General features: G+C 58.2%; 19 protein-coding genes and 4 pseudogenes. 10 read left to right on the top strand and 13 right to left on the bottom strand.

Features of this window, described 5'->3' with window-relative positions; translation table 11 throughout:
• Positions 1-11 precede the first annotated feature (11 nt).
• Positions 12-1,433: a restriction endonuclease gene (locus FGU65_RS02860; RefSeq protein WP_301662887.1), complete on the bottom strand. Its 1,422-nt coding sequence runs from the start codon at positions 1,431-1,433 to the stop codon at positions 12-14.
• 252 nt (positions 1,434-1,685) lie between these two features.
• Here FGU65_RS02860 and FGU65_RS02865 point away from each other — a divergent pair, with 252 nt between their 5' ends.
• The 4 genes from FGU65_RS02865 to FGU65_RS02880 all read left to right on the top strand — a co-directional run bounded on the left by FGU65_RS02865 (position 1,686) and on the right by FGU65_RS02880 (position 5,344).
• Positions 1,686-2,534, top strand: coding sequence for an esterase/lipase family protein (locus FGU65_RS02865; RefSeq protein ID WP_301662888.1), 849 nt, complete (start codon positions 1,686-1,688; stop codon positions 2,532-2,534).
• 282 nt (positions 2,535-2,816) lie between these two features.
• Positions 2,817-3,257 (top strand): nucleotidyltransferase domain-containing protein, encoded by a 441-nt coding sequence (locus FGU65_RS02870; protein WP_301662889.1) that lies wholly within the window; start codon positions 2,817-2,819, stop codon positions 3,255-3,257.
• A 1-nt stretch (position 3,258) separates the two neighbouring features.
• Positions 3,259-3,693: a type VII toxin-antitoxin system HepT family RNase toxin gene (gene hepT / locus FGU65_RS02875; RefSeq protein WP_301662890.1), complete on the top strand. Its 435-nt coding sequence runs from the start codon at positions 3,259-3,261 to the stop codon at positions 3,691-3,693.
• A 358-nt stretch (positions 3,694-4,051) separates the two neighbouring features.
• Positions 4,052-5,344 carry a chloride channel protein gene (locus FGU65_RS02880; RefSeq protein WP_301662891.1) on the top strand — a complete coding sequence of 431 codons (1,293 nt, stop codon included), beginning with the start codon at positions 4,052-4,054 and terminating at the stop codon, positions 5,342-5,344.
• 192 nt (positions 5,345-5,536) lie between these two features.
• On the opposite strand, the gene FGU65_RS02885 is transcribed toward FGU65_RS02880, so the two are convergent.
• The 5 genes from FGU65_RS02885 to FGU65_RS02905 all read right to left on the bottom strand — a co-directional run bounded on the left by FGU65_RS02885 (position 5,537) and on the right by FGU65_RS02905 (position 10,181).
• Complete coding sequence (locus FGU65_RS02885) at positions 5,537-6,064, bottom strand: flavodoxin domain-containing protein (RefSeq protein WP_301662892.1); 528 nt, start codon at positions 6,062-6,064, stop codon at positions 5,537-5,539.
• A gap of 227 nt (positions 6,065-6,291) precedes the next feature.
• Positions 6,292-6,450, bottom strand: coding sequence for an NADPH-dependent FMN reductase family protein (locus tag FGU65_RS02890; protein ID WP_301662893.1), 159 nt, complete (start codon positions 6,448-6,450; stop codon positions 6,292-6,294).
• A gap of 263 nt (positions 6,451-6,713) precedes the next feature.
• On the bottom strand, positions 6,714-6,980 hold the full coding sequence (locus tag FGU65_RS02895) for an alpha/beta hydrolase family protein (RefSeq protein ID WP_301662894.1): 267 nt from the start codon (positions 6,978-6,980) through the stop codon (positions 6,714-6,716).
• A 22-nt stretch (positions 6,981-7,002) separates the two neighbouring features.
• The gene (locus FGU65_RS02900) at positions 7,003-8,514 is read right to left on the bottom strand and encodes a transglutaminase-like domain-containing protein (RefSeq protein WP_301662895.1); all 1,512 of its coding nucleotides are present in this window, start codon (positions 8,512-8,514) and stop codon (positions 7,003-7,005) included.
• A 206-nt stretch (positions 8,515-8,720) separates the two neighbouring features.
• Positions 8,721-10,181: a DUF3821 domain-containing protein gene (locus tag FGU65_RS02905; protein WP_301662896.1), complete on the bottom strand. Its 1,461-nt coding sequence runs from the start codon at positions 10,179-10,181 to the stop codon at positions 8,721-8,723.
• A 246-nt stretch (positions 10,182-10,427) separates the two neighbouring features.
• On the opposite strand from FGU65_RS02905, the pseudogene FGU65_RS02910 reads away from it, so the two are divergent.
• Together FGU65_RS02910 and FGU65_RS15970 are read left to right on the top strand one after the other, a co-directional pair.
• Positions 10,428-10,737 (top strand): annotated as a pseudogene (locus FGU65_RS02910) (IS5/IS1182 family transposase); the annotation flags it as partial.
• Positions 10,703-10,891 (top strand): type II toxin-antitoxin system HicA family toxin, encoded by a 189-nt coding sequence (locus tag FGU65_RS15970; RefSeq protein ID WP_301662928.1) that lies wholly within the window; start codon positions 10,703-10,705, stop codon positions 10,889-10,891. The pseudogene FGU65_RS02910 and the gene FGU65_RS15970, both read left to right, overlap by 35 nt.
• Positions 10,892-11,070: 179 nt before the next feature.
• Here FGU65_RS15970 and FGU65_RS15975 read toward each other — a convergent pair.
• Positions 11,071-11,310, bottom strand: a pseudogene (locus FGU65_RS15975) (DUF1016 N-terminal domain-containing protein); the annotation flags it as partial.
• On the opposite strand from FGU65_RS15975, the gene FGU65_RS02920 reads away from it, so the two are divergent.
• Entirely contained in the window at positions 11,292-11,456 is a 165-nt protein-coding gene (locus tag FGU65_RS02920) for a hypothetical protein (RefSeq protein ID WP_301662897.1), read from the top strand. The pseudogene FGU65_RS15975 and the gene FGU65_RS02920 overlap by 19 nt on opposite strands.
• A gap of 953 nt (positions 11,457-12,409) precedes the next feature.
• Here FGU65_RS02920 and FGU65_RS02925 read toward each other — a convergent pair.
• Genes FGU65_RS02925 through FGU65_RS02935 form a run of 3 tightly spaced genes read right to left on the bottom strand, consistent with a single transcriptional unit; the run spans position 12,410 to position 13,889 of the window.
• Positions 12,410-12,547, bottom strand: coding sequence for a hypothetical protein (locus FGU65_RS02925; RefSeq protein WP_301662898.1), 138 nt, complete (start codon positions 12,545-12,547; stop codon positions 12,410-12,412).
• Between the two features lie 18 nt (positions 12,548-12,565).
• On the bottom strand, positions 12,566-13,027 hold the full coding sequence (locus FGU65_RS02930; protein ID WP_301662899.1) for a tetratricopeptide repeat protein: 462 nt from the start codon (positions 13,025-13,027) through the stop codon (positions 12,566-12,568).
• Between the two features lie 13 nt (positions 13,028-13,040).
• Positions 13,041-13,889 (bottom strand): tetratricopeptide repeat protein, encoded by an 849-nt coding sequence (locus FGU65_RS02935; protein ID WP_301662900.1) that lies wholly within the window; start codon positions 13,887-13,889, stop codon positions 13,041-13,043.
• A gap of 389 nt (positions 13,890-14,278) precedes the next feature.
• Between FGU65_RS02935 and FGU65_RS02940 the strand changes: the two genes are divergently transcribed.
• The 3 genes from FGU65_RS02940 to FGU65_RS02950 all read left to right on the top strand — a co-directional run bounded on the left by FGU65_RS02940 (position 14,279) and on the right by FGU65_RS02950 (position 21,499).
• On the top strand, positions 14,279-15,028 hold the full coding sequence (locus FGU65_RS02940) for a hypothetical protein (protein ID WP_301662901.1): 750 nt from the start codon (positions 14,279-14,281) through the stop codon (positions 15,026-15,028).
• A gap of 398 nt (positions 15,029-15,426) precedes the next feature.
• Positions 15,427-15,729, top strand: a complete 303-nt coding sequence (locus tag FGU65_RS02945) for a hypothetical protein (protein ID WP_437344429.1) — start codon at positions 15,427-15,429, stop codon at positions 15,727-15,729.
• Positions 15,730-15,835: 106 nt separating this feature from the next.
• Positions 15,836-21,499 (top strand): DUF3320 domain-containing protein, encoded by a 5,664-nt coding sequence (locus FGU65_RS02950; protein ID WP_301662902.1) that lies wholly within the window; start codon positions 15,836-15,838, stop codon positions 21,497-21,499.
• A gap of 153 nt (positions 21,500-21,652) precedes the next feature.
• Here FGU65_RS02950 and FGU65_RS02955 read toward each other — a convergent pair.
• The 3 genes and pseudogenes from FGU65_RS02955 to FGU65_RS02965 all read right to left on the bottom strand — a co-directional run.
• Positions 21,653-22,123, bottom strand: a pseudogene (locus FGU65_RS02955) (transposase); the annotation flags it as partial.
• A 16-nt stretch (positions 22,124-22,139) separates the two neighbouring features.
• Positions 22,140-23,750, bottom strand: coding sequence for an IS1634 family transposase (locus FGU65_RS02960; RefSeq protein ID WP_301662903.1), 1,611 nt, complete (start codon positions 23,748-23,750; stop codon positions 22,140-22,142).
• Positions 23,751-23,896: 146 nt separating this feature from the next.
• Positions 23,897-24,064 (bottom strand): annotated as a pseudogene (locus tag FGU65_RS02965) (IS5/IS1182 family transposase); the annotation flags it as partial.
• Positions 24,065-24,221 lie beyond the last annotated feature (157 nt).

Here is a 24,221-nt window from a genome sequence, read left to right on the forward strand (position 1 = left end):
GGCTGAAGGTTTTATCGGCAGTTGCTGCAGATCGTCGTCTTCCGCAGCAGCCCGGACGTCGTGACGCACGCCGGGCAGGCCGCCGTCCCGCACGCATCGCATACCAGGGTATGGTCAGAGCCGTAGATCCTGCTGCAGATCGGGCATTCGACCTCGCAGTCGGAACAGAGCGGCAGGGAACAGACCGGGCAGGTCCTGCCCGCATGTTCCCGGCAGAACGTCTTCCCGCACGAACAGCAGATCGCGGCGTGATCGGTGCAGACCCATTTCCCGCAGACGGGGCACCGGCCGATATGCTCGCCGCAGTATGCCCTGCCGCAGACCTCGCAGACGGCGACGGTCTCTTTCCTGACGTTGACGAACCCGAGCTTGAAGTGCTGCGGGCAGTACTGGAGGGTATTCTTCAGGACCGTTCCGGAGTGGGCAAACACTTCTTTTGTGTAGACCGTGCCGCGCGCCTCGAACCGAACCGTCCACCTGGGAATGGAGACGACGTCGCTTGCAGAAAGCTCGATATCGCTCCTCTTCGGGACATACATCCGGCTCTGCGGGTCGTCCATTACGGGGGTATATCCCAGATCCCGAGTGTTTTTTGCCGTGATATACGCAACAGCCGCCTCTTCTGCCGCCTGCAGGCTGATCCCCGGCTTCAGCTCGACGATCTGGTACGTCGCATCGCCTGTCGCGGCGTATTCGGGCACGGGGGAAGCGTTCAGCACTTCAGTGAGGAGTCCGGGACTCCGGGCGCGATCGCCGCCCGGTTCCGAAGCGCCTTCCCCGGTGAGCACCGTGCCGTCGAGCAGGTCGACCACGACGGTGCCGTCGTCGGAGAACCAGGGAGGCCGCCAGGCAGGGCCGTCTTTCCTAGCCCTGAAACGGTACGGCACCCTGGCATAGGGATGGAAGATGAGCCGGGCGGTGCTTACCGTTACCAGATGGCCGTTCTGCAGCGGCAGCGCCGTTACCGCAGGATAGTCGACCCTGACGGGCAGGGTGGACGAGAGCGTCAGCCGGTCGCACGGAGGCGCGGAGGCGATCCGCTGCCGCTCTACGATATCGTCGTGGCCGAGAACTTCGATGTTCCTGCTCTCCGCGAAGTTCCGGGCGTCGGGCGCAACCCCGCCTGCGGCAACGAAGACGCCCCGCCAGCCGGGCCCGAGGTCGTCGATCTTCGCGGCGAGGTCCCGGACTTCGGCGATGCCGACGGCGGAAGGAGGATACATGCACGCGACGGCGACCTGCTCTGCCCCTCTCCGGGCGACGAGAGTGAACCCGGCCGCCGGGTCATCCCGCCCGGGTATTTCGGTCGCGTAGCCCTCAGCCCGGTAGATCGCACCGACGACCGCCGCCGGGTTCTGCCCGGGCCCGCCGGCGTCCGCTACGCACTCGTCGTCGAAGACCGGCGTCCCGCACGCGGGACAGAGCATTGGCATGGATATTCTATACTCTGGCTTCCCGTACACCTGCTTTAAGGTAACGAAACAATCCTGGAGGGCTGAATCGGAAAACTGGCTGTCTCAGCCGTGTAATTTCCTGAACGGAGGAGATTCTCAGGGTGAGGTACGGATACGTGCGGGCATCGGCGCCGGGAGAAGGGTCATGCAGACGGCATATCGTCCGCGAGCATCCCCGCTCCGCAAAAACTACATCTTTCGGCGGCGCAGATCTGCATACACGACTGCAGCATGAACCCGGAGAACTGTCCGGTCGTCCTTGTGCACGGGTGGAAGAGCCACCCCGGCGTCTGGAAACGCTTGGCCGGCCGGCTCGAAGAGCGGGGGATCCCTGCCTGGAGATTCGACCACTCCGGGATGCGGGACGAGTCGGCGCCGGCCGTAGCCGCCGCGCTGCAGGGCTACATCGGCCGGATGCGGGAAGAGAGCAGGTATCCGGGAGCGGTCGACGTCGTCTGCCACTCGATGGGGACGCTCGCCGCCCGCTACCTCTTCGAGCTGGTGGACGGCACGGCACGCGAAGAGCATGTCAGGCACCTGATCGGCATCGGGCCGCCGAACAACGGATCATCGATGGCCGAGCTCTTCAACGACCCCGTCCACGGCCAGGATATCATCCGGCTGCTCGCCGGAACCTTCGTGCCCCGCAGCTACCGGCCGGCGGAGGACGGGATCGTCCAGGACCTCCGCCCCGGCAGCAGCGTTATGGCCGCCCTCCGCGCCGCCGGCCCGCGGGACGACATCCGCTACCGGGTGATCATGAGCGCCAACCGGACGGAGACGACCGGCTTTTTTCCCCTGTTCGACGGGAAGACCTGGGTCTTTACCCCGGATGGGACCTGGCAGACCACGTACGCCGGGGACGGAATCATCCCCCACGCCGACTCGCACCTGCCGGGGGCGGGCTACGATATTCTCCCGCTCGACCCCGGAATGCTGCACGGAGAGCCGGAGACCTACTGCCACCTCCGCCTGCCGGGAAACCCGGAGGTGATCGAGCGGATTCTTGAATACCTCACCGAACCCGCGACCCGGCCTCAGGGAGTGTTCCCGGTGCGCGGGGAGAGGGAGCAGGAGTAACGCGATACGCCAACACTTCGGTCAGGCCATTACCTCGATAGCGTTCCGGTTTCGGCAGTCGTCTCCCGGATCACGACTTCCTTCTGAGCCGGGGTGCCGTACTGTGGCAGTATCATATAGGAAACATCCGGATTCCCGGGTGGTGTTCCTCCCCGGCAACTCTCCGGGACGGTCGTGAGTGCGGGACTGGTTGAGTGGGTACTGGAGAAAACAGTATGACCTCCGGGCCGACCGGGAAAGAATGATATGCGATGCAGGAAGAGGTAAGACCAGGAGAAGACGATGGAGGGAGAGATGCGGCGGCGCCACGTAATCGGGGCCGGTGAGCGAGAGGAGGTCATCGCTGCCATCCGTTCGGTTCTCGCAGGTCTTGACGGCGTCGAGGTAGGATACGTCTTCGGCTCGTTCTGCAGAGGGGAGTTTGCAGACGTGGATGTTGCGGTCCTCGTCGCCGGGGAGCCCTCCCCGTACCAGGCGATGCGGTTTGCGAGGATGATCGAGCGGGAGCTTGAGCGGGCACTCTCCCACCGCTTCGAGGTCGACGCAAAAGTCCTCAACACCGCTCCCATCGCATTCCAGCACGAGGTCGTCAAAAGCGGCAGACCAGTATTCTTCCGTGACCGAGGCAGGCAGATCCGGTACGAGGCCGATCTCCTCTCCCGATACCTCGACTACAGAGACACGCTCGAATGGTTCGACAGAGTCCTGCTGACGAGGGCCTGATATGACGCAGTACGACGGGATTACCAGTCACCTGAGGGAACTTGACGAGGCAGCCGAAGACTGGAAGCGGTACCAGTCAATCTCACTTGCAGATCTGAAGGCTGACCGGGACAAGCAGCATATGGTGCTGCACGCGCTCCTCGTCAGCATCCAGGCATCGATTGACATTGCCAACCATCTGGTCGCGGCCCACAGCGCCCGAAGGCCCGAAACCTACCGGGAGAGTTTCGCAATCCTCTGCGGCGAGGGCCTTATCCAGGAAGACCTCGCCGATCAGCTCTCGGACCTTGCAGGATTCAGGAATGTTCTGGTCCACGTGTACTGGAGGCTGAACCTCGACGAGGTGTATGGAGTGTTGCAGGAAGACCTTCCGACCGTGAACCGGTTCAGAGACCTCGTCCGGGCGATGCTCCGAAACCGCCTCTCTCCAGAGTGACAGGCGGGGGCAATCTTCGATACCGAAAGGCCAATGCCTGTCGGAAATGCGCCGGATGCCCTTTTCGTGATATATTCTGCAGGCGTTCTTCGTTCTCCGGGAACCTCCCTGCGGCCTCTGCTGCGCCGACTGCATCCCGTCCCGCCGGGAGTTCTTCGAGTGTTTGCGGAGCTGGGACGCCGTGCTGAATGCGGCGACGGTGCCGGCGCCGCTTCTCTCGGTCCACCCGGACCTGGCCGGGCACCGGCAGGCGCATTCCCGCTGCGGCTGATGCCCCGTGCCGCACGGTGCTTATTTATACCAAAACCGCCTCCCAAGCTCCAATGGGAGAACGATCTGCAGAGGAAGGCGCGATGCCATGCCGGAGATGACCGGGGCCGCATACGATCAGGCAGAACCGGCCGCATGCCCGAGCGGCGGGGCGGACCCGAAACTGCGGGAGATCATCTTCATCGCACTTGTCGCCGTCGCGTTTACTGCCGGGTACATCGTTCTCTACGGAATTTTGATCAACGCCATCTGGTTCGACAACGACCATGCAGGGGCCAACCGCTGGCTGATCCCGGTTGGAGCGCTCTTCTTTTCGCTGCTCGTCGGCCTCTCCCGGAAGTACCTGCATGCGCCGACGGTGATGGAAGGCGGGTTCATCGATTCGATGAAGGGCGGCGGGCAAAAGACCGACTACCGGACATTTCCCGGCGCACTCCTCTCCTCGCTCTTCTCGCTCCTCTCCGGGGTGAGCGTCGGCCCGGAGGGAGGAATCGTCATCCTCGTCGGCGACATCACCGCCTACGTGCAGAAGAGGCTCAAGATCGCACACGAATCCGCCGACGCCTCGTTCGGGGTCAACATCGCCGCCCTCGCCTCGGCGTTCAACGGCATCGTCGGCAACCCGCTCTTTACCGGGATCTTCGCGACGGAGTTCCAGGTGGGCGGCAACAGAAACGCCCTGAAGTTCCTGACCTGGAACCTGCTCGCAGGCACCATCGGCTACCTCTTCTACCTGTCCCTCGGCCTGCCGGCGTTCGCCCGGAGCATCCCGTTCGCCCCGATCGGCGAACTGCATCCTGTATACGTTGTATATGCGGTCCTCCTCGGCCTTGTCGGATCGCTGCTCGCGGTCTTCACCGGTCTTTCCATGCAGGGGATCGCGAAGATCATGGAGAGGATTTTCAGGGGCCGCATCATCCTGCCTCTCCTTGCAGCGGGCGCCGTCACCGCACTTGTCGGCTCCTTCGTCCCGAACCTCCTCTTTTCGGGCGAGAAGCAGATCCACGCAATCATCGCCGACCCGGCGGCGTTCGGGGCTGCGATGCTCATTGCCATGGCGATCGCAAAGATCCTCCTGCTCGCGCTCGCGTTCCAGAGCGGGTTCATCGGCGGCCCCCTCTTCCCCATCCTCTTTTCCTCCACCATGATCGGGCTTGCCCTCAACCTGCTCTTTCCCTTCCTGCCGGTCTCGATCGCCGTCCTCTGTATCGAGGCATCAGTCTTCGCCCTTGCCCTGGGTGCACCGCTGACGGCCATTCTCCTGGTCGCGGCCGTGGGCACGGCCGATATCACCATGCTCCTGCTCCTGACCATATCAGCCGTGACGGCGATGATCCTGGGCGAGGGGATCCGGCGGAGGCGGACGGCGCTTGCGGGGTGACGGGCGGGCTGAAGCACCGAAAAATGCCGGGATCGTGGGAGAGAAACTCCGGCAGTTGCTTTTGCACGCTCACTGACTGCAGGTCGCCTCCGGGATCGGGACTTTCGCGGCGGGAACCCACGTATCACCCGCGTCCTCTCTGGCGAGCAGTTTCGCAGGTGAGGGTTTCGTCATCGGGACGATCCCCGGTCGTTACGCCGCAGGAACCGCCAGCGCCCGGGCGATGCCGTCCGCCCACGCCGCAATATCGTCCCAGTCCCGAAAGTCCCCTTCAGGAAGGAGGTCGCGGCCGGCGGGAAGTTTTCGGATCATCCGGTGCCCGAACCCGAGCTGTGCCGGGTCGAGCGCCCCGAAGAAGACGCGGGTGTCCCGGGGGCGGACCGCCTCACGGAGCTCGCCGATCTCCTCGGGCTGGAGCTCGGGATCGTCGAGCGATTCTGTCCCGGCCGGAAGGTGTAGCGGCCCGCTCGAAAAAAGCCAGACCGGCCGGTCCGCGAGAACGGCACGGTTCTGCCGCACAAACTCCGTTGCCTCCCGCAGCCAGTGCCCCATATAGACGCCGCTCCCTACCACGACGGCGTCGTAGTCTCTAGCCCGCGGCGCCGCACCGACGCTTGCGGCCTCCGCTTCCATCCCCTGGTGCCGGAGTTTTTCGGCGATGAACTCTGCAATCTCCCGGGTCGACCCGTACTTGCTTGCATAGACGACGAGTGTCTTCATCTGGATCCTCCCCTCTCTCGTGGGTAGAAGAGTGATTGATCCCCCCCGGGTCATAAGGGTAATGGATGCCGGTTCCGGCGCATCCCGGTGAGGGATGGGGCAAAGGTGACGTGGCGGTGATTCCGCACGGGATATTTCACACTCCTTTTCCCCTCCGGGCTGCATCTCTCCGCCGGGAGAGATCGGCGATGAGGGGAACTGCATCCGTTGCACGGACAGGGGAGCTTTTAACCGGGACTGCTACCGCCCATCTCCCTGGCAAACTTCCTGGCGGCATCGATATCGGCGCTGTCCGGGTGGCCGTGGCTGAAGAGCAGGGCCACCTGACCTTTGCAGAAATACCTCCCGATAACGTCGGCACCCTTCTCTTTCACGGCCGCCTCCATGACCGTTACCGTTGCGACCCCTTCGGGAGAGATGATGCCGGGGAGGTCGGGCGGTCTTGCGCCGCTCTTGCCCCCGTCTTCTGGTATTTCCGGCGGAACAGCACCCGGGATCCACGTTGCAGCCCTCCAGCACAATCGGTCAGGGAGTCTCCAAATACGATCCTCCGTTCGATACAGGGCTCTTAACACCGTTCAATGCTTGCGGAGCAGCGGTGACCGATCGCCGAAAGCGGCGATCGCATCCGAAAAAAGAAGCGTATCTCTCACCACACGTATCTCCCGCACCAGGTGATCTCGCGGTTGAAGAGGTCGAGCACCTGCCCGGGTTCGCCCGGGAAGTGGCCGGCCCGCGGGTAGACGACCCGCTCGACCGGGACGCCCCGTTTCCAGAGGGCGTCGTAGAACTCCTGCGCCTGGTCGAGCGGCACGCGGATAGCCTCCTCGCCGTGCAGGATGAGGGTCCGGGTGGTGGCGTTCTGCACGTAATATACAGGAGAACGGCCGACGGAGAGGGGGGTGTTCCCCTTCAAACCCGCTCCGCATGCACGAGCCTTACGTGTCGACGGCAATCAGGTCGACGCTGAAATATACGGCACTGAACAGGTCAATATCATACGCCGCCGTATCCGAGACGACCGCCGGACGCTGCATGACCACCCTCGTGGCGACGGCATCGTCCGGAAGAGCCGGATCCATCGGCACATCGACCCGCTTCTGGATGACGAAGCGGGCGGGATCGAGGTTATGGCCGTAGTACTCCTGCAGCTGTGCCCGCTTCTCGTCGGGGATGGCGAACCATTCCCCGGCCTCGGCCAGCGTCAGATCGGTTGGTACCCATCCGTAGCCAGGCACGAAATACTGCGCCCAGAAATGGCAGCTCGGCGTCTCCGTTACCAGCATCTGGTACCCGCCGATGGCGCGTGCGGGAATCCCGACCGCCCGGCAGAGTGCAGCGAAGAGCATGCTCTGCGTGCCGCAGTCGCCGTGACCGGTCTCGAACATGTAGGTGGACTCCGCCACATGCGGTTCGCGGACGTCGAGCGAGACATGCGGTACGTGGCTGTAGGTATAGGTCGATAGTACGTAGGCGTAGATCCTCTGCGCCATGCGGTACGGGTTCGTCTCGTTTCCGACGATCTCGCGTGCCTTCGCCCGGATCGCGTCCGTGATCTCGATGTTCCGTTCGGATGCCGTATACAGCAGGTATTCGGGATCGCTCGTATTGTACTCGCCGACCGCTGCCGGGTCGACGGTGAAGTACTGCTCGTAGGAGGTAAAGCCGATATCGGCGGTGAGCACCAGGTCGCCGCCGACCTTCCCGCCCGGGATCTCATAATAGACGTAGCCGACATCACCGGTGGTGAACGGCCCCTTCACGATGTATTCCGGATACGAAAGGCTCGTGACGGTGACGTTTTGCTGCGACCCGGTCTCGACCGGAAGCGGGAACCAGATCCGTATGATCCCGGTCGACGGGAGGTATTCGTGCGGGATCGCAAGGGTCTCGGTACCCTGGTAGCGCACCGGGCTTCCGTAAGGCCCGGTCTCCGACCGGTTCCCGGAAAGCGCCCATCTGCCGACGACATCCATGTCGACCGACGTGCCTTCAACCTCCCGCCTCAGCCCGGGATGTGCGGAGAGGTAGTTCTGGACAGCGTCGTAGTACAGGGTCTCGTTCTCAGAAACGATCGTCTGGACGCCGGTCTCCAGCCAGTCCCTGATTGCCTGCTCCGCCAGGTCGGGAAATGCCTCCCGCATGGCCGCTGCCGCAGCAGACCGGTTCAGCGAGTACTCCACGTAAGTCCTGAACGCCCGGAACATGGCGTCGCGGGCTTTCTTTGCCCCCTCGGCATCGCCGGCGGCTGCGTAGAGGGCGGAGGCTTCGGAGAAGGTCTTCTCGGCGATGCGGTAGTTGCCGGCCGCATATTCGTCCAGGCCGCGGGCGTATGCCTGATCGGCCGGCGAAGCCGCGGCTGTGGCGGACGGTGTCCCGGTGCATCCCGCCGTGAGGGTGAGGAGAAGAGCGGATACGACCAGAAGGGTGATACTTGACGAGTATCGCATAAAATAAAGAAAATATAGTCGAGATGGATTAACCTTCCTTTTTGAAATCCCCGCGGGCGCAGAGGAGCCGGGAGAATTTCCAAGTACGATCCGGCTGCGGAAACGGAGTGCATACAAACCGACGAAGGGTAGCATACCCGGCACCGGACTATTCCCGTATCTGCAACTTCGCGAAGACCGCTTTTCTGACGGCAAGGAACAGGATCTCACCGATCGGCCGTATCCGGGGAGTCGGCGATCCGGAACGTGACCTCTGCAAAGGTGTCGTCGACAGCGGGTGCGTTGAAGGCATCCTTCAGCGCAGCCTCCGCATCGGACGGGGTCAGACCCTCCAGGCTGACCGGCGCCCTGCCGGGCTCGCTGATGGAACCCGGGGGCACGAAGCGGACACTCTGCTCGCTGTCCATCATCGGGTGCTGGATGACGGCGTCATACCGACCGGGAGCCAGACGGGCGGTCTCGGGCGGGCTGAGGGTGTAGGCAAAGGTGCCGTTCGCCGCGACGCCCGCAGGATCGCTGAAGACGCGGAGGTTCTGCCCGAATATCCAGACATAGACGTTCCCCGGGTTTCCCGAGGCGTTGCCGGAGATGACGAGCGGATCGCCCGGGGCGACCGACGCGGTCACCGTCGGCATCGCAAAGATGACGCCCACCACGGCGTGCTGCGCACGGTTTGCGGCATCCCGGGGTTCCGGCGTGGCATGAACTGCATAGATGCCGGGATCGATCACCGCGTGGAGTGCGGCGGTGTCCCACCGGTACTCCCAGGTATCGTTGGCCTCGACGAAGACCCTGGTGAAGGTCGTTGCATTGCCGTCCGTCACTGGACAGCCCATATCGAGCCGTTCACCGTTCCCGAGGTTCGGCCCGGTCAGGAAGAGATACAGGGCAGTGCCGCCGTCGCATGTCCCGTTGAGCACGATTTCGTCACCGAGAGCATAGGTGCCGGAACCCGAGACGTTCACCGTGATGGTGATCCGGGCGGGGTCGAGGACCTCGAACCTGACGGTGTTCGAGTCATACTCCTTGCCCGCAAGGCCGGTTCCGTCCGTCCAGACCGCCCGGGCGGTGTAGGTGCCCGGTTCGGCACCGGCAAGGTCGATGCCGGGGATAAAGAGCATCGACGCACGGACGGGAACCGACGAGAGGTTGCGGCCGCCGAAGGAGGTCACCGTTGTGCCGTTCGGCAGGGTGGTCTCGATGGCCACCGAGGCAGACGGCGGCCCGCCGTGGAGTCCGTTCAGGTTATTCTCGAGCCTGAATGCAAGCGGACGGTCGCGGGTAACGGAGATGCCGTCCACGGAGTTTGCGGTATCGTTCAGGACGATGTCAAGGGTCACGGACGGAACGTCGACAACGACGAACGGGCTGCCGGGAACCGGGCCGGCCGCATCCTGCGCCGCATAGGTGCCGGTGACCGTGCCGACGTCCGCCGCACGGAGGCCGAAGTTGTCCGGGTCCGTCACAGTGATGCTGTTGTCGGGGTGGACGAGGCGGGCGACCGCCGGGTCAAGCCCGGTCAGATCGAGGCTCTCCTCACCGACGTAGATGGTATCGCCGCTCTGAATGCCCTTCAGCCCGACCCGCGCTGCAGCGGGGGCACAGAGAAGACCCACTATGACCAGGAGAATAGAGCCGACGATGAGCGACGTTCGATACGATCCCATGGACATCCACCACTCTCGAGAGAACCTGACCGGGGAAGAGCGGGAGGCACCGCCTGCGTGCCGCGGCAGGAGTAGCATGATTACATCGGGATATCCTATTAATGCGTTCCGAAGTTCCTGCCGTGTTGACTAACTCCGGTCACTCGACCACAAAAGTGAAGGTGACGGCCGCCCCTGCTGCCCCTCCATGGCTCAGAACGAACGCTGGGGACGACCGTGCCCTGACACTCGCGACTGGAGTATATAATGAGCGGCTGGTTCGGCGGGGTGAACTCTCCATCGCGCTTGACTTCATCGGTCGGTGGGACGACCTGCTTGCGGAGATGAATGCCGGGAAGCGCGGCCGTCCGTATCAGTATCCGGAACCGTTCATCGCATGGATGGCCTGCATCCACACCTTTCTCCTGATGCCCTACCGCCGGATCCAGCAGATAGACCTTCCCTGAAGGTCACTCCCGAGCTCCTTGCCGAGGACGTGATCATTGCCGTTGACAGCACCGGGATTACCGTCACGAACCGGGGTGAGTGGATGCGGGAGAAGTGGAAGGTCAGGCGCCCACATCGCACTCGCCCGCAGCAATCCGGACGGCACAACGACGCCGCTCACAATGCCGAATCATCCGAAACTCAAAGGTTCTACCCTGCGAACCATCTGTACGCAGGCGGGAATTGCGTGCGAAGAGTTCCTGCGGATCTATGAGCAATTGTAAAGAGCAGATCTATCATCGGCGGCCGAGATGGTAACGGTGCGCGATGCGACCAGGCTACGCCGCCTCTTCCCGGATCATCGCCTCTGCCGCGACAGAAATATACTTCACCGCTTCTCCGATGGTGATGAGCCTCGGCACGGCGGCATCGAGGCGCATGTGATCGCCGACAAACTCCTCAAACTCGGCTGACGGTATCCGGACCCATACCCGGCTATCAATTCTTTCGATACTGTCGAAAGAATTCTCTTCCCGTATGGCGCTCGTTCTTTCTTGAGAACGTCCCTGCCGATTCGGTCGCCGATATGCCAGTACAGCAGGCCGACGTGCATGCTCGAGCCGCTCATGCCGGAGGGCATACTCCGGAGAAACGGTACATGCGAAAGAGCACGAGAAAACGGTAGTGATCCTGACTGCAGCATGGCGGAACGTGACCGGAGGAGATCTCGCCGGACAGTTCACGGCACGTGAGCCGGCACGAGGAGGTGTCGTGCTCTGCATCATGAACGGCCATAGCCTCTATCACGATCTCGAGGGGCGACGCACGAAGATCGGCGAGGAGCAGTGAGCGTGACGGTATCGTGTACCATGGCATCGTTGAACGCAGCCGGATCCGTCTGCAGCGATTCCTGCAGTTCTTCTTCCGTCAGGTTCGCGGCCGCTCCCCGGCCCATCGCCACTCCTCCTCGAGGAGAGCACGCCCGGTCTCGCGGTCGACGAACTCCCTCATCGTGGTTCGTACTCATCTAGATGAGTATCAAGGGCTTCGCTCCCGGGCGGGAGGAATGGTGCTGAATTGCGTCCGGCCGTTCGATCGGAAGAGAGGATGGCGGATGGTATGATGGCCGGAACGAATGCACCCCGGTAATTGCGGGTGGGGAGTCTCAGGTGAATGGGTACGATACAGAATTGGTTCAGTAACGTTTATATATCAGCAATCCGGGCTGAATCCTTCGAGAAAACGACCCTCACAGAAGCCCTCAGATGGACGATCTCGGGGCGGGCCATACCCAACATCGTCCGGGAATTACTCGCCCTCATATCGCCGCGATTGCCCTCTGATCCTGCCGTTTTTCGGGAATCGGAGTGATATGCTGCGGTAACTTTTCGTGAAGGGATTTGGGATCGGGGGCTTTCGGTAAAATCGGAAACCGGCGGGGATTTGGGGTTATTTTGGAGCGATAGGAGGGGAGGTTCCAGATCATCCTCTTGGTAGGCGATGGGAATGCAAAAACAGCATGCTGCTAAGGAGCGTCCCTGACTGAGGTCGGATTCTAGTCTTCTCCAACCTCTGTTCATACAATGAACCTCCGTAGGGTTCTAGAACCGAGGTGGGACGTCATCCTACATTAAGGTAGTGTTCCCCAGTCAGGGCATGCAGCCGGCCGGGTAACGTTACCCGGGCATTTTTCTTTATGGGTAACGGTATTGGGTGTCTTTCGGCTGCTAACGTTACCGGATGAGATACCCATCCGGCTGTGGGGGAAAACCCTACCGGACAGACGCCGGTGATAATCCAGTTTATCGACCGAGTTTCTCCAGAATCTCCCATTTCAACTCCCGTGCGCCGGGAAAATCCCTGCAGAACGTGAGGGCTATCTCGACCCTGGCGAGGGCATCCTCCAGCACCTCAAGTGCAGCGGCGTACTTCAGAGACAAGGTGTTGCCGGCCTGTCCTCATCGTCTCGTGTTGATATTTCTCAACGCAGCTTCCCGGTTGTCTTTTGCGAGAGGGTGATACGGGTCAATTTCGAGTGTCCGGTCAAAGCAGGTAAGGGCCTCTTTGTAGCGGTTGAGATTGGTGAGCGCAATCCCTTTGCTAAACCATGCGACTGCGTTGTTCGGTTCGATCTTGAGTGCTCGGGCGTAGCAGTCGATCGCCTCTTTGTAACGGTCGAGGTTGTCGAGCATAAAACCGCGCCAGATCCATGCTTCTCCATTCTTCGGGTCATTTTCGAGCGCCTGCTCAAAGCACTGTATCGCCTCGTCGTAGCGCTTGAGCTTTCCGAGCGTGACACCTTTATCAAACCATGCAGCAGCATATCTCGGGTCGACCTCGAGCGCCTTGTCATAGCACTCGAGCGCCGCTGTATAACGACCCTGCTTACTGCTATCAGAACCTTTCGTATTCCACTCCACAGCAGTATGAAATTCAGCAAGGGGGGATCTCCATGGGAAAATTGGGGTTAATCTCACGTGCCCGGTTAAAGCAGGTGAGCGCCTCGCTGCGGCACCCGAGGTTGTAGAGCGCGTTGCCTTTCCAGTACCATGCTCCATCATTGTCCGGCTCGATCTGGAGCACCCGATCATAGCACTCGACTGCTTGAGCATAGCGTTTCAGGTATCCAAGCGCTCCGCCTTTCCAGTACCATGCTTCTGCAAATTTTGGCATGAACCGGGTTGCCTGGTCATAGCAGGTGGCCGCTTTATCATACCAACCACCGTTGTAGAACAGGTCGCCCTTACTGTACCATGCGTATGCATAGCTTGGATCGATCTCAAGTGCACGGTCGTAACACTTGAGCACCTCGGGATTGGGTCGTTCGAGAACGTAGAATTCCCTGCCGACGCTGTGCCATAAGTACGGGTCATTCGGGTTGATCTGGAGCACCCGGTTATAGCACTGGCTCTGCTCGTCGTCGAGTTCTTGCAGCAACTGTTCATCGTCCCAGTCAAATTCGTCATAGTCAAGGAGATGAACAATTTTAGTCGCAGTGCCTTTCCAGTACCATGCGTATGCATCATTCGAATTTACCTGAACTGCCTGGTCGATGCGTTCGAACACCCCACTGTCGCAGTCGAGGCATTCGATCGCCTCATCGGACCGGGCAAGTGCTTCGAGCAGCACGCATTTGCCAATGCGGGCGTATGCATTTTTCGGGTCAATAATGAGTGCCCTTTCGTAGCACTCGAACGCCTCGTCATAGCAGTCCAGATGGTGAAGATCAGAGCCCTCGCTACACCACTCCACAGCAGTTTTTCCCTCAATTGTTCTCGGCATGTATTACGTTCCTCCGTTGCGTTTTCTGAAACGCTGGATACCGGCCGTGATATCTGAAACTGCTCATGGATGTGCTGTACGATAGACCGATATCCTCGTATTGTTATTCGGTTGCTATAAGTGTGATGATTTTACTCTGAGTGATATCACAACAGTATAACAAAAAAAGAGATTTTTCGGAAAATTACAAAGATCTTGCGGTTTGATTATTCTACCTGGGGTGGAATTTACTGCGAAAGGTGGATTTAACCTCGAATTTAGGATTTTTTCTGATTTAGAGCTTATAAAATAGTCAAATGATTTTGATGTCCTTCCTTTCAGCGTCTTCTTGAGAAACATTTAATTAGAATTCTGAAAAATCCATTTTTATGATAAAATGTCCCTTCCATATGGTCGACATATTCTGGAACTATCCAAAGATAAAAGAAATGGAGTCAATTGCAATTACATTCAATGTAATCAAAGATGTTCCAGAAGGTTCACGCTTTTACCTTGCACTTCTGGGTGGTAGACTCGGAGATATTGATTTTTATTGTGGAATACAATCAGATGTCAGCAATCCTAATGTTGGTTCACAAGGGAAAGGTCTGATTTTTTCACGTTGGCACTCCACAAACCCAGCTGATATCAGAAGAACAGAATTTTCTTGGTGGGAAACTGCTACATATGAGGGTGATTTTATAAGTACCCGCCGGAAATTCAAATGGAATAGAGGAAAATACACATTGAAACTTATAAAACTGGATACAGAACATTTTATGAATAATAAGGGGACATGGATTGGTTTATTTCTTTTTGATCACCAAAACGTTGAAGAATATTATTCTGGAGCACTCCGTTTTGAAAACAAAGGTCTGCATATTGACGCTAGCATATATTCTTTTTTCGAATTTTTTGGTCGTGATGATTTTGAATTGTCCAAAATGCCAGGGGGAAATATACAATTATTTCCACCAGTAATTAACGGCCGTATATTACCCGATACTGCTTATGCTAGCTTTCCGCAGGATAGAGAATCCTATGGACAGGATAACGGAAATTCGTATTGTAATATCTCTTATAATAGTCAAGTTCTTGATGTAATATTCGGTAAATCAGTTCAAAGAGCTGCACCGGTTTACGGTAGATTTTATCCCTAGTGCTCTTTGTTCCCCATTATTATAACAACTGCAGTATTATTATGAATCAAATATAATTATCATAGGGAAGAGCGAATATGCCGTTTCTCTTTCAGAAGAACAAAAATCATTCCTTGAATCTATCATCCACCGCGGTAAATCCGCCGCGGCCACAATCCGGCATGCCTACATCCTGCTCCATGCCGACAAATCGGATAACGAGGTTGCTGACCTCGTCCGATGTCACCCCCGGTCTGTGTTCAACGTCCGGAAAGCGTTCGTCACCCAGGGCCTCGAGGCAGCGCTCCATCGGAAGCTCCGTGACGATCCTCCCGCCCTCGAAAGTTTGATGGCAACGGAGAGGCTCACCTGATCCAGATTGCCTGTAGTCAGCCCCCCCGGAAGGCTGTTCCCGGTGGATGTTACAGTTACTTGCCGATCGCCTCGTAGAACTGAAGATTGTCGATACGATCTCGCTCGATACCGTCGAACAGACGTTAAAAAACGTGATCCAGCCACATGCCAAAAAGCAGTGTGTTATTCCCCCCGACGAAAATGGGAACTTTGTCGCCGCGATGGAAGACGTGCTAGAGGTCTATCAGCAGCCCATTGACCCGACTCATCCTGTCATCTGCATGGATGAACAGCTGATACAATTACATGGCGAGGTGCGGGAGGCGATCCCGGCACAATCGGGCGCGGAACACCATAATCTGAATTAGAAATGTTTATGCAAACTTACATGCTAGAGAGCATTTAACTGCACATCAGCAACGCCCTCATGAGGTTTTAAGAATCATTGATTGTGCTCCAGACGAACGTGATAACATGACCAATACAGCAAGAGAATTAGATATACTTCGACAAAATCTGCTTGATTTAACACTGAAAAATAAGTTGCTGAACTATCGTCCATCGAAACGGAGAACTGTTGAAGTTATTGACGAAAGCCCCCGGGAGATCTATGACATCCTGGTGCTGCAGGAAAAATCAATGCGTTTTTCACCGGCAAGAGTGATCGAGGACGCCCGAGAAACCCTTGACGGAGCTTATGAACGACCATCCACGATCTGGAAAGAGCCCGACGACAGCAGCGAGTTCCCGGAGCACTTCTTTGATATCAATCTCAACACGCCATATGTCTATGAAAACCTGATGGACCGCCTTTTTTACGCATTCAATCAATCACGTTCGGTCTTTGAAGAGCAGGGGTATTCGGTTCTGTATATCGCGCTCGGGTTCCTCGCGTGGAAAGAGCCGCGAGACCCCAAAAGGATCATCAAAGCGCCCCTCATCCTCATACCCGTTGAACTGACACGGGTGGGAAAGAAGAGGGCATTTTCACTTGCATGGACGGGCGAGGATATCACCACATCGCTTACGTTGCAGGCAAAACTTGGTGAAATGGGGATCGAGCTTCCGGAGTTTGAGATGCCGGAAGAGAAGGCGGGGATCGACGACTATTTCGCAGCGGTAAAACTGGCAGTCGCGGACCAGAAAGACTGGAACCTACTCACCGAGACTGTGCTGGATTTCTTTAACTTCAGAAAATTCGTGATGTACAAAGACCTCGATCCCGCCACCTGGCCGGACGACCAGCCGCCTGCCGATCATCTCCTTGTGAAGGCCATCTTCGAACCGCAGCCGTCGGATCCGGATGACCCTGTGATCTCCGAAGACGAGGTCGATACGAAAGTCGACATCGAAAACTCATTCATCGTTTTAGACGCGGATTCATCCCAGATTGCAGCGATAGAGTGCGTCAAAGCAGGGAAGAACCTGGTTGTCCAGGGGCCTCCCGGCACCGGGAAATCACAGACCATTGCGAATGTTATCGCCGAGCTCCTGGCAATGGGCAGATCGATTCTGTTTGTGAGCGAGAAGATGGCCGCGCTCGACGTCGTGAAGAGCCGCCTTGACGCCGTCGGGCTGGGCACGTTCTGTATCGAACTCCACAGCCACAAGGCAAAGAAGAAAGAGGTCCTGAACGAACTCCAGAGGACAATCTGTTCACCGGTGCCACGTTCCATTGATCTCGCTCACGAGATCCGGGAACTCGAGGCCCTCAAAGATCAACTGAACGAATACGTAACGGTTCTACACACGCCCTTCGGCGAGCGAAACCAGACCCCGTTCCAGCTCTTCTCCCTGAAGGCAAAGGCCGATCAGTACTTCCAGCAGCATGGGCGCAAAATGGAGATCGTCCCGTTTCCGGATGCTGAATGGTGTTCGACCGACCAGTGGTCGGAGGCACTCAGCACCCTTGAAAAAATACAGGAGATACTGCCGCTGCTGTCCACCGTGAAGGGTAATCCCTGGAACGGTTGCAGCCCGGGGCGAATCCTCCCTCCCGACCGTGAGGTAATCGAGAGTGTTTTGCGTGAAACAATCGAGAAATACGACCGATGCATGGAAACTGCGGCGGCTCTCTTTGAGGAGAGTGGAATCGCTCCCCCGGCAAGCGGGAACGATATCGCTGCTGTCCGGAACATCGCCGATCACCTTATCGATCCGCCAGCGGTCACCGAAGAGATGCTGCGAGCCGAGATATGGGATTTAGAGGTCTCATCGGCAGACGAACTCATCGGAAAGATCGAGAAGTACCAGTCGCTACGGGAGACAAACTCAGGCATTTTCAGGGATTCTCTCTATGGCGCCGATGTGGATCGCTTCATCACCGAGCACGACACGCTCCTGAAAAAGGCCCGCACCGAATTCCTTCCGGCATACGGTGGTATGCCTCTCCCGGAGGGCTTCACGGTATTCCACCAGCACCTTGGCTCTCTGATGAAAGAGAACGAGCTGAAAGATGCGATCACTGCATTCGATCAGCCCGGATACGCTCTCTTCGGGCAGCGCTGGAGCGGCACCGGGAGCGATCCGGACTTCTTGGAGGAACTCTTCACCCTTGCGCTTCTCTTTCAGGAATGGCATAAGAACGGCAGATTGCCGAAACATTCGGTTGCTATTCTTGAAACCGGGATCCCTGCGCCGGTTCTGAAGGGTGCGTACCAGGCCGGGCAGGGTGATAGTATCCGCGAGGTTCTCCGGCTGCTGCGGGAGTATCAGAGCCTCAAGGCGGCCATCGACTCGACATTTCTCCCGGAGATCACGACTGCAGATATCGAAGTCCTGCACGCGGATTTCGACGCCCTTTCACGGAAGTTTTACCGATCGATTCTGCCGGGCTATCGAAGGCTGAAGGGCGAGATCTGTGCATACTACCGATCTCCTCCTGGGGAGGACGCCCGGCTGCTCCATGACCTCTCCCGGGTTCGGAAGTACCGCGAGATCTCCAAAACCCTTCAGGAGGCAGATAAAGACTGCCGGGCGTTTTTCGGAAGTCTGTGGAACGGCACCTCGTCAGATCCGGCGGTGCTGGAGGACACGATCGAACTTGCCAGGTTGTTCTCGGAGCAGATCCACGACGGCCCGCTCGGCGATCGCTCGTGCCGGATTCTTGAACCCGGTATCTCCTCTGCAGTGCTGTTAAACCCGGAATTTGCATCTCACTATACTGAAGTGCGGGCAGCGATTGAATCGCTCCGGGAGTACCAGGCCATCCGCCGGAGCCTCAGGGACATCTTCGCGGAGCCATACGACGAGACCGACTATGACACATACTTCAATGCGTTCTCTCTTTTCAAGCAGAAGATCCATAACGAAATCGGGCCGCAGTATCTACTCGATGTCATTCCGGACGTCGACACCGTGCTCGGCCATCTCCGGAGTGTTGCAGAGGCGAATCAGCTGGCTGCTGCAGTTGCTGCGGATCAGGCCGGCCCGGAGCTCTTCGGGGTTCACTGGAAGGGCGTTGCATCCGATCCCGTGCTGCTCGCCACCTACCGCGACTGGATTCTGACATTCAGGGAGCTGCTCGCTACCGGACGCATCAACGAGACCACGATAGCGATTCTCTGCGATGGCGGCTACGCAGACGATCTGGTGCACCGGGTGCAGGAGCTCGAACGAGCCGATGCGATCTTCCGCGATTCGTTTATCAGGCTCACAGATCGGCTGAATGCGGATCTTGGGGCGATATTCGGCAGCGAGCTCGGATCCATCGAGTACCGGGCGATCGGCGATCGGCTGGACGTCTGGAAGGCGGCGATGCCGACACTCGTGTACTGGAGCGAGTATCTCCATCACCGCAGCAGAGCGCTCCGGACGGTTGCAGGACCGTTCATCAAACCTATCGAGGATGAAGCGATCGACTGGCGCGATATTCTACCGACGTTCGAAGGGACCTACGCTGACGGGATGCTGAAAGCAGTCTTTGAAGAGGAACCAATCCTCGCCGAATGTATGAAGGAACTTCAGGACCAGAGAGTCGGACGGTTCAGGGAGCTTGACAGGCGATTCATTGATCTGAATAAGAAACGCCTCTACACGAGAGCGCACGCATGCATGCCCCGGATTCCCGCCGGAGCGTCACGGAACTCTGAAGCAGGCATTTTACTCGGGGAATTCAACAAGAAGCGCAACATCATGCCCATCCGGAAGTTGATGTCCCGGGCAGGCCGGTTGATACAGGCGATCAAACCCTGCTTTATGATGAGCCCGATCTCCATTGCCCAGTTTTTAGATTCGAGGACCGCCGATTTTGACGTGATCCTATTCGACGAGGCGAGCCAGGTGCGGCCCGAAGACGCACTGGGCGCCCTGCTGCGCGGAAAGCAGCTCGTAGTGATGGGGGACACCCGCCAGCTGCCTCCCACCCGGTTCTTCGACACGATAGGCGAGACCTCCGATGAAGAGGATCTCGACGAGATCGCCGTGGCAAGCGATATGGAGAGCATCCTCAATCTCTGCCGGCAGAGTTTCATGACCCGGACACTCCGGTGGCATTACCGGTCACGCCACGAATCGCTCATCGCGGTCTCGAACCGGCTGTTCTACGACAACCAGCTGTACGTCTACCCCTCACCGAACTGCGACGCCGAGACGCACGGGCTGAAATTCGTCCATCTCCCGGATACCGTCTATGATCGCGGGCGAAGCGGGGTGAACCGGGAGGAGGCACGCCACATCGCAGCGATGGTCATTGAGCATTTCCAGAGATGCCCGGAGAAGACGCTCGGCGTCGGAACACTCAACGTACGGCAGCAGGAAGCGGTGCTGGAAGAGATTGAGGTGCTGGTGAGCCAGCACCCCTTCATCGAGCAGCGGTTCAGGAGTGAAAAAGGCGAGAACCTTTTCGTCAAGAATATCGAGACGATCCAGGGCGACGAGCGCGACGTCATCATTGTAAGTGTTGGCTTTGGATTCGACGAGAACCACAAGCTCTCCCACAATTTCGGCCCCATCAACCAGGAGGGTGGGGAGAGGAGGCTGAACGTTCTCATGACCCGTGCACGGGAGAAGTGCGTGATTGTCTCCAATTTCACCGCGCGGGATCTGGCGGTAGGCGCAACCTCAGCGTTTGGGCTGCGGGCGCTGAAGGCGTTCCTTGAGTATGCGGAGACCGGCAGTCTCGAGACCCGGGACCTTCCCGGCGGTGAGAGCGATTCGCCCTTCGAGGATGCGGTGTACGAGTTCCTCCGCGACAGCGGTTACGATGTACAGAAACAGGTGGGATGTGCGGGCTACCGGATCGATCTTGCGGTGGCGGACCCGGACCGCCCGGGCCGTTATCTGCTGGGAATTGAATGCGATGGCGCACAGTACCATGCGTCGAAGGTGGCCCGCGACCGTGACCGGCTGCGGCAGGAGGTTCTGGAAGGACTTGGCTGGACGATCTACCGGATCTGGTCGACGGACTGGTACAGGCACACGCCTGAAGCCAGGGCGTCTCTCATCGGCGCAGTCGAGGCAGCACGATGCCGGGTGGAGCCGGAGCCCGAGAGCGATCCGTTCCCCGACGTTCTCGATGCCGAGGAACTGGCCTCGGACCTTCCGGAGTCTGAATCGTTGCTGCTTCCGGGCTCGATCGACGATGACATTCCCGAGTATGAGAAATGCCCCCTGGTCGACCTCCTTGCCCTGGACGATCTGATGGAGATCGACGATGAGACAAAAATCCAGGCGATCATGAGGCTGGTCGAGGTTGAGGGGCCGATCCATAAAGAGGCCGTGATCCAGCGTTTCCGAACCGAGTGCGATATGAAACGGGTGACCCCCCGTATCCGCGAGCATATCGATCATCTCATCTCGTGTGCGGAATACGATCAGAAGATTCATGCAAAGGGCGATTTCCTCTGGCCGAACGGGGATAGGGAATGCAGGTCCGTGCTGAGAAAACGCAACGGCGATTCCGCACCGAACATCGCCTGGATCTGCCCCGAAGAGATCGCAGAGGCCATCATCTACGTCCTTGAAAAACAGCACTCGACTGAAAAGAGAGATCTGGCGGTGCAGGCCTCCCGGCTGCTGGGGTTCAGGGTGACGCGGTCAGGGACGCTGGACGTCATCGAAAGGGAGATCGAGAGACTGATGGACGAGAGCGAACTGGAGATGCTGCCGAGCGGGATGATCTATTTCGCGTCCTCATGAAGGGTCGGAGTGTTTATCTCTACTGTCAGTGACAAAAGAGAATTGCGATTAACCCTCTCTTCCATCAAGGATTTGCTCTTTCGTTCCGTCACTGCTGAGCCGCTTCCTTCCTGAACTCTTGCTTTTAGGGGTTCTTTTGGATTTTCTCGAGAGCTACCGCTCGGCAGCTTGCGCTTTGAGGGTAAGAAGTTGGCGGAGATTGAAATCTATGCAGGAGAAAGTGTTCTTGACATGGACTCTGGCGACCGTCGTGACCATGAGATGCCCTGCCTTAAGCACCCGTTTCATCCAGGCGAACGGCCGTTCCACCAGTGATCGGGTTCTGCTGATGGCTTTATTTCGCCGGTTCTCCTTGATCGACAACGGATGACCGCGAGTCGCCCGATGCATGGTCTTGTCCATGGACGCCTTCGGTTTCACCCCGAAGTAGCCTTTGTCGCGATAGACCGTTTCGCCTTTCCGGGAGAGATCGATCCTGCTGTCATGGAGCGACGCGGTGGTGGTCTCGATCCGGCGGATGAGCTGGTGATCTTTGTCCATCAGAATATGGAGTTTGTAGCCGAACTGGGATTTCGAGCCCTTCTTGGCCCAGGTGCCGTCGCGGCTGCGCCGCGTCCGTGCCTCCTATATTCCCGGCCACTCATAACGAGGTCGGCGGGTCTATCCCCAGATCCAGATACAGCTGCCGTTGCGCATCCAGCATCTCGCCCACCCGCAGTGCTTTTCCCGGCTGTTCGAAACATTCGATGAGATCCAGTTTGTCCAGTACGCCCGACAGCGTGTAGTCTTTGAGCAGCCCTTTCACCTGCATCTGTTTTTTGATGTAGGAGAGGTAGATCAGTGCCACAAACTGGACGAAGAGCTTTCCGTCAAGGCTCTGCTCGGACGACACCAGAGCCCGTCGCATGCTCAACCGTTCCTTGAGGTTGCCGAAGGCCTTCTCGACAACATCCTTGGTGCGGTAGAGTTCAAGAGCCGTCACCGCATCCATCGTCTCATTGGTGATCAGGGCAAAGAATCCATAATAGCGCCTGGCTTTGCTGATAACCTCTTCCCTGATCGTTACGTGCGTCCCCCGTTTGGGCGTCGTCCTGATGAGGAAATACTTCTGGTAGAGTTTTTCGTGTTCCGGAACACGCTCCCCGGTTTCCAGTTCCTGCTTCAGTGCGAGCAACCGGCGGTCAAAGGCCTGCTCGTCCTCAGCCGCTTTGGCGATATTGTAATAGTAGTGGATGTAGAGGCGACGCGGTTCCTGGAGCGTGTCTCCCTTGTATGGGCGCTTCTGGGCGTACTTCCAGGTGGTTCGGACGGTTCGGCAGTAGAGCTCGTAATCCTCGTTGTACTGCTCGAAACTGCGAAACGTGTCGTAGATCCCGTCCAGTTCGTTTCGGACAAATGATAGGGACATCTTCACCGACATGAGAAACTTCACATGATCCCTGTACAGGCAGTTGATGTTGGCTTCACTGTAAAAGCCGCGGTCCATGACCAGTTTTATCCTCGAACAGCCGAGAAGATCCAGGTCGGTGAGCAGATGCCGGATGGTCTTGGAATCAAGGATATTGCCTGCGAGTTTCCGGTAATAGAACGGGAGGTTGGACTCTTGCCCGAAGACCAGCGCCAACTTCAATTGAGGCAGGAGATCGTGCTCTTTGTTGTAGCCATACTGTACCTGGCGGAGTGTTTCCGAGTAACTGGACAGGGATGTCGTGTCATAGGCCCAGAACTCCTGTTCCAGCCTTCGTTTTCCCTGGAGGGTGAAGAATCGCTGTTTGGCCTCCTCGGTGATAGTGGCGAAGACCTCACTGCTGCGCTGCGAGGTGATGCTTTTGCCGTACGGATGCTTGTGGAGAGTGCTCCATTTCTCAAAGCGGTACAAGGGCGTGCTGTCTTCAAGGATAAGATAGTAGGCAATGGACAGGATCTGCTGGTAGGTGTCGGGGAAACACCGGTGTACGTCCTGCGCGATCCCCAGCTTCTCACCGATGGCATCGAGCAGGTACGTGGCACCGTAAAAGGATCGATGGCTCATTGCAGGTGCATCGGGTCTATCGTTCACGGATACCGTATCCTCGTGCTTCTTTCGGTTTCTTCCGTCAGTAGGCACGATCTCGCCGGTTGCACTGTCCAACCGCCCGATCAGGGTGCGGCGAGCCCGTGACTGTTTCTTTTCTTTGTCCCAGTATGAGACGGAGTGATAGGCGTAGGTGATCCCGGATCGTTTGTCCGTTTGGTAGACTATTGCCACCATGCGAGTTCCTGCCTCGTTACGTGTCTATAACCCATAACGGGAGATGAATCTATCGATTTAAGTTATACAGGGGAGCCTTTTGAAATTTTAGAGGCAGAAATGCAGGGGATTACTCGGCATCGTTATGTGTCAGCGGGAATCCAGGGTGCCTGCTCGCCCCGGGGTGTGTCGGCAGAGGCGTGTCCGGGGTCGGCGGTGATGAACGAGGCGTCCTGCATGACACCCCGCTTGATCGTGAGACCCTGCTCCTCGAGCTGCCGCTGGAACTCATCCCAGATCGCAGTCTCCTTCCCGGTTTTGGCCAGGCGTTCCCGGTTTTGGCCAGGCGTTCCCGGTTTTGGCCAGGTGTAAACGGCGGTGTAAAATTCCCCACTATCGGCGGGATACATTTCCCCACCCGACAACCTTCATGCACGTGCTTGAGGGTTGTGGCAATGCTAACGATGGAGGAATTCTTAATGATCCGCGATC

Origin of the sequence: Methanoculleus frigidifontis, assembly GCF_030464345.1 — an archaeon.
Taxonomy (GTDB): Archaea; Halobacteriota; Methanomicrobia; order Methanomicrobiales; family Methanoculleaceae; genus Methanoculleus_A; species Methanoculleus_A frigidifontis.

Coding starts and splice junctions, on each gene's coding strand:
- FGU65_RS02885 (WP_301662892.1), bottom strand. CDS start 6,064: ATGAAGACACTCGTCGTCTATGCAAGCAAGTACGGGTCGACCCGGGAG.
- FGU65_RS02870 (WP_301662889.1), top strand. CDS start 2,817: ATGGAGGGAGAGATGCGGCGGCGCCACGTAATCGGGGCCGGTGAGCGA.
- FGU65_RS02940 (WP_301662901.1), top strand. CDS start 14,279: ATGGTCGACATATTCTGGAACTATCCAAAGATAAAAGAAATGGAGTCA.
- FGU65_RS02950 (WP_301662902.1), top strand. CDS start 15,836: ATGACCAATACAGCAAGAGAATTAGATATACTTCGACAAAATCTGCTT.
- FGU65_RS02905 (WP_301662896.1), bottom strand. CDS start 10,181: ATGGGATCGTATCGAACGTCGCTCATCGTCGGCTCTATTCTCCTGGTC.
- FGU65_RS02880 (WP_301662891.1), top strand. CDS start 4,052: ATGCCGGAGATGACCGGGGCCGCATACGATCAGGCAGAACCGGCCGCA.
- FGU65_RS02935 (WP_301662900.1), bottom strand. CDS start 13,889: ATGCCGAGAACAATTGAGGGAAAAACTGCTGTGGAGTGGTGTAGCGAG.
- hepT (WP_301662890.1), top strand. CDS start 3,259: ATGACGCAGTACGACGGGATTACCAGTCACCTGAGGGAACTTGACGAG.
- FGU65_RS02900 (WP_301662895.1), bottom strand. CDS start 8,514: ATGCGATACTCGTCAAGTATCACCCTTCTGGTCGTATCCGCTCTTCTC.
- FGU65_RS02860 (WP_301662887.1), bottom strand. CDS start 1,433: ATGCCAATGCTCTGTCCCGCGTGCGGGACGCCGGTCTTCGACGACGAG.
- FGU65_RS02960 (WP_301662903.1), bottom strand. CDS start 23,750: ATGGTGGCAATAGTCTACCAAACGGACAAACGATCCGGGATCACCTAC.
- FGU65_RS02945 (WP_437344429.1), top strand. CDS start 15,427: ATGTTACAGTTACTTGCCGATCGCCTCGTAGAACTGAAGATTGTCGAT.
- FGU65_RS02890 (WP_301662893.1), bottom strand. CDS start 6,450: ATGGAGGCGGCCGTGAAAGAGAAGGGTGCCGACGTTATCGGGAGGTAT.
- FGU65_RS02865 (WP_301662888.1), top strand. CDS start 1,686: ATGAACCCGGAGAACTGTCCGGTCGTCCTTGTGCACGGGTGGAAGAGC.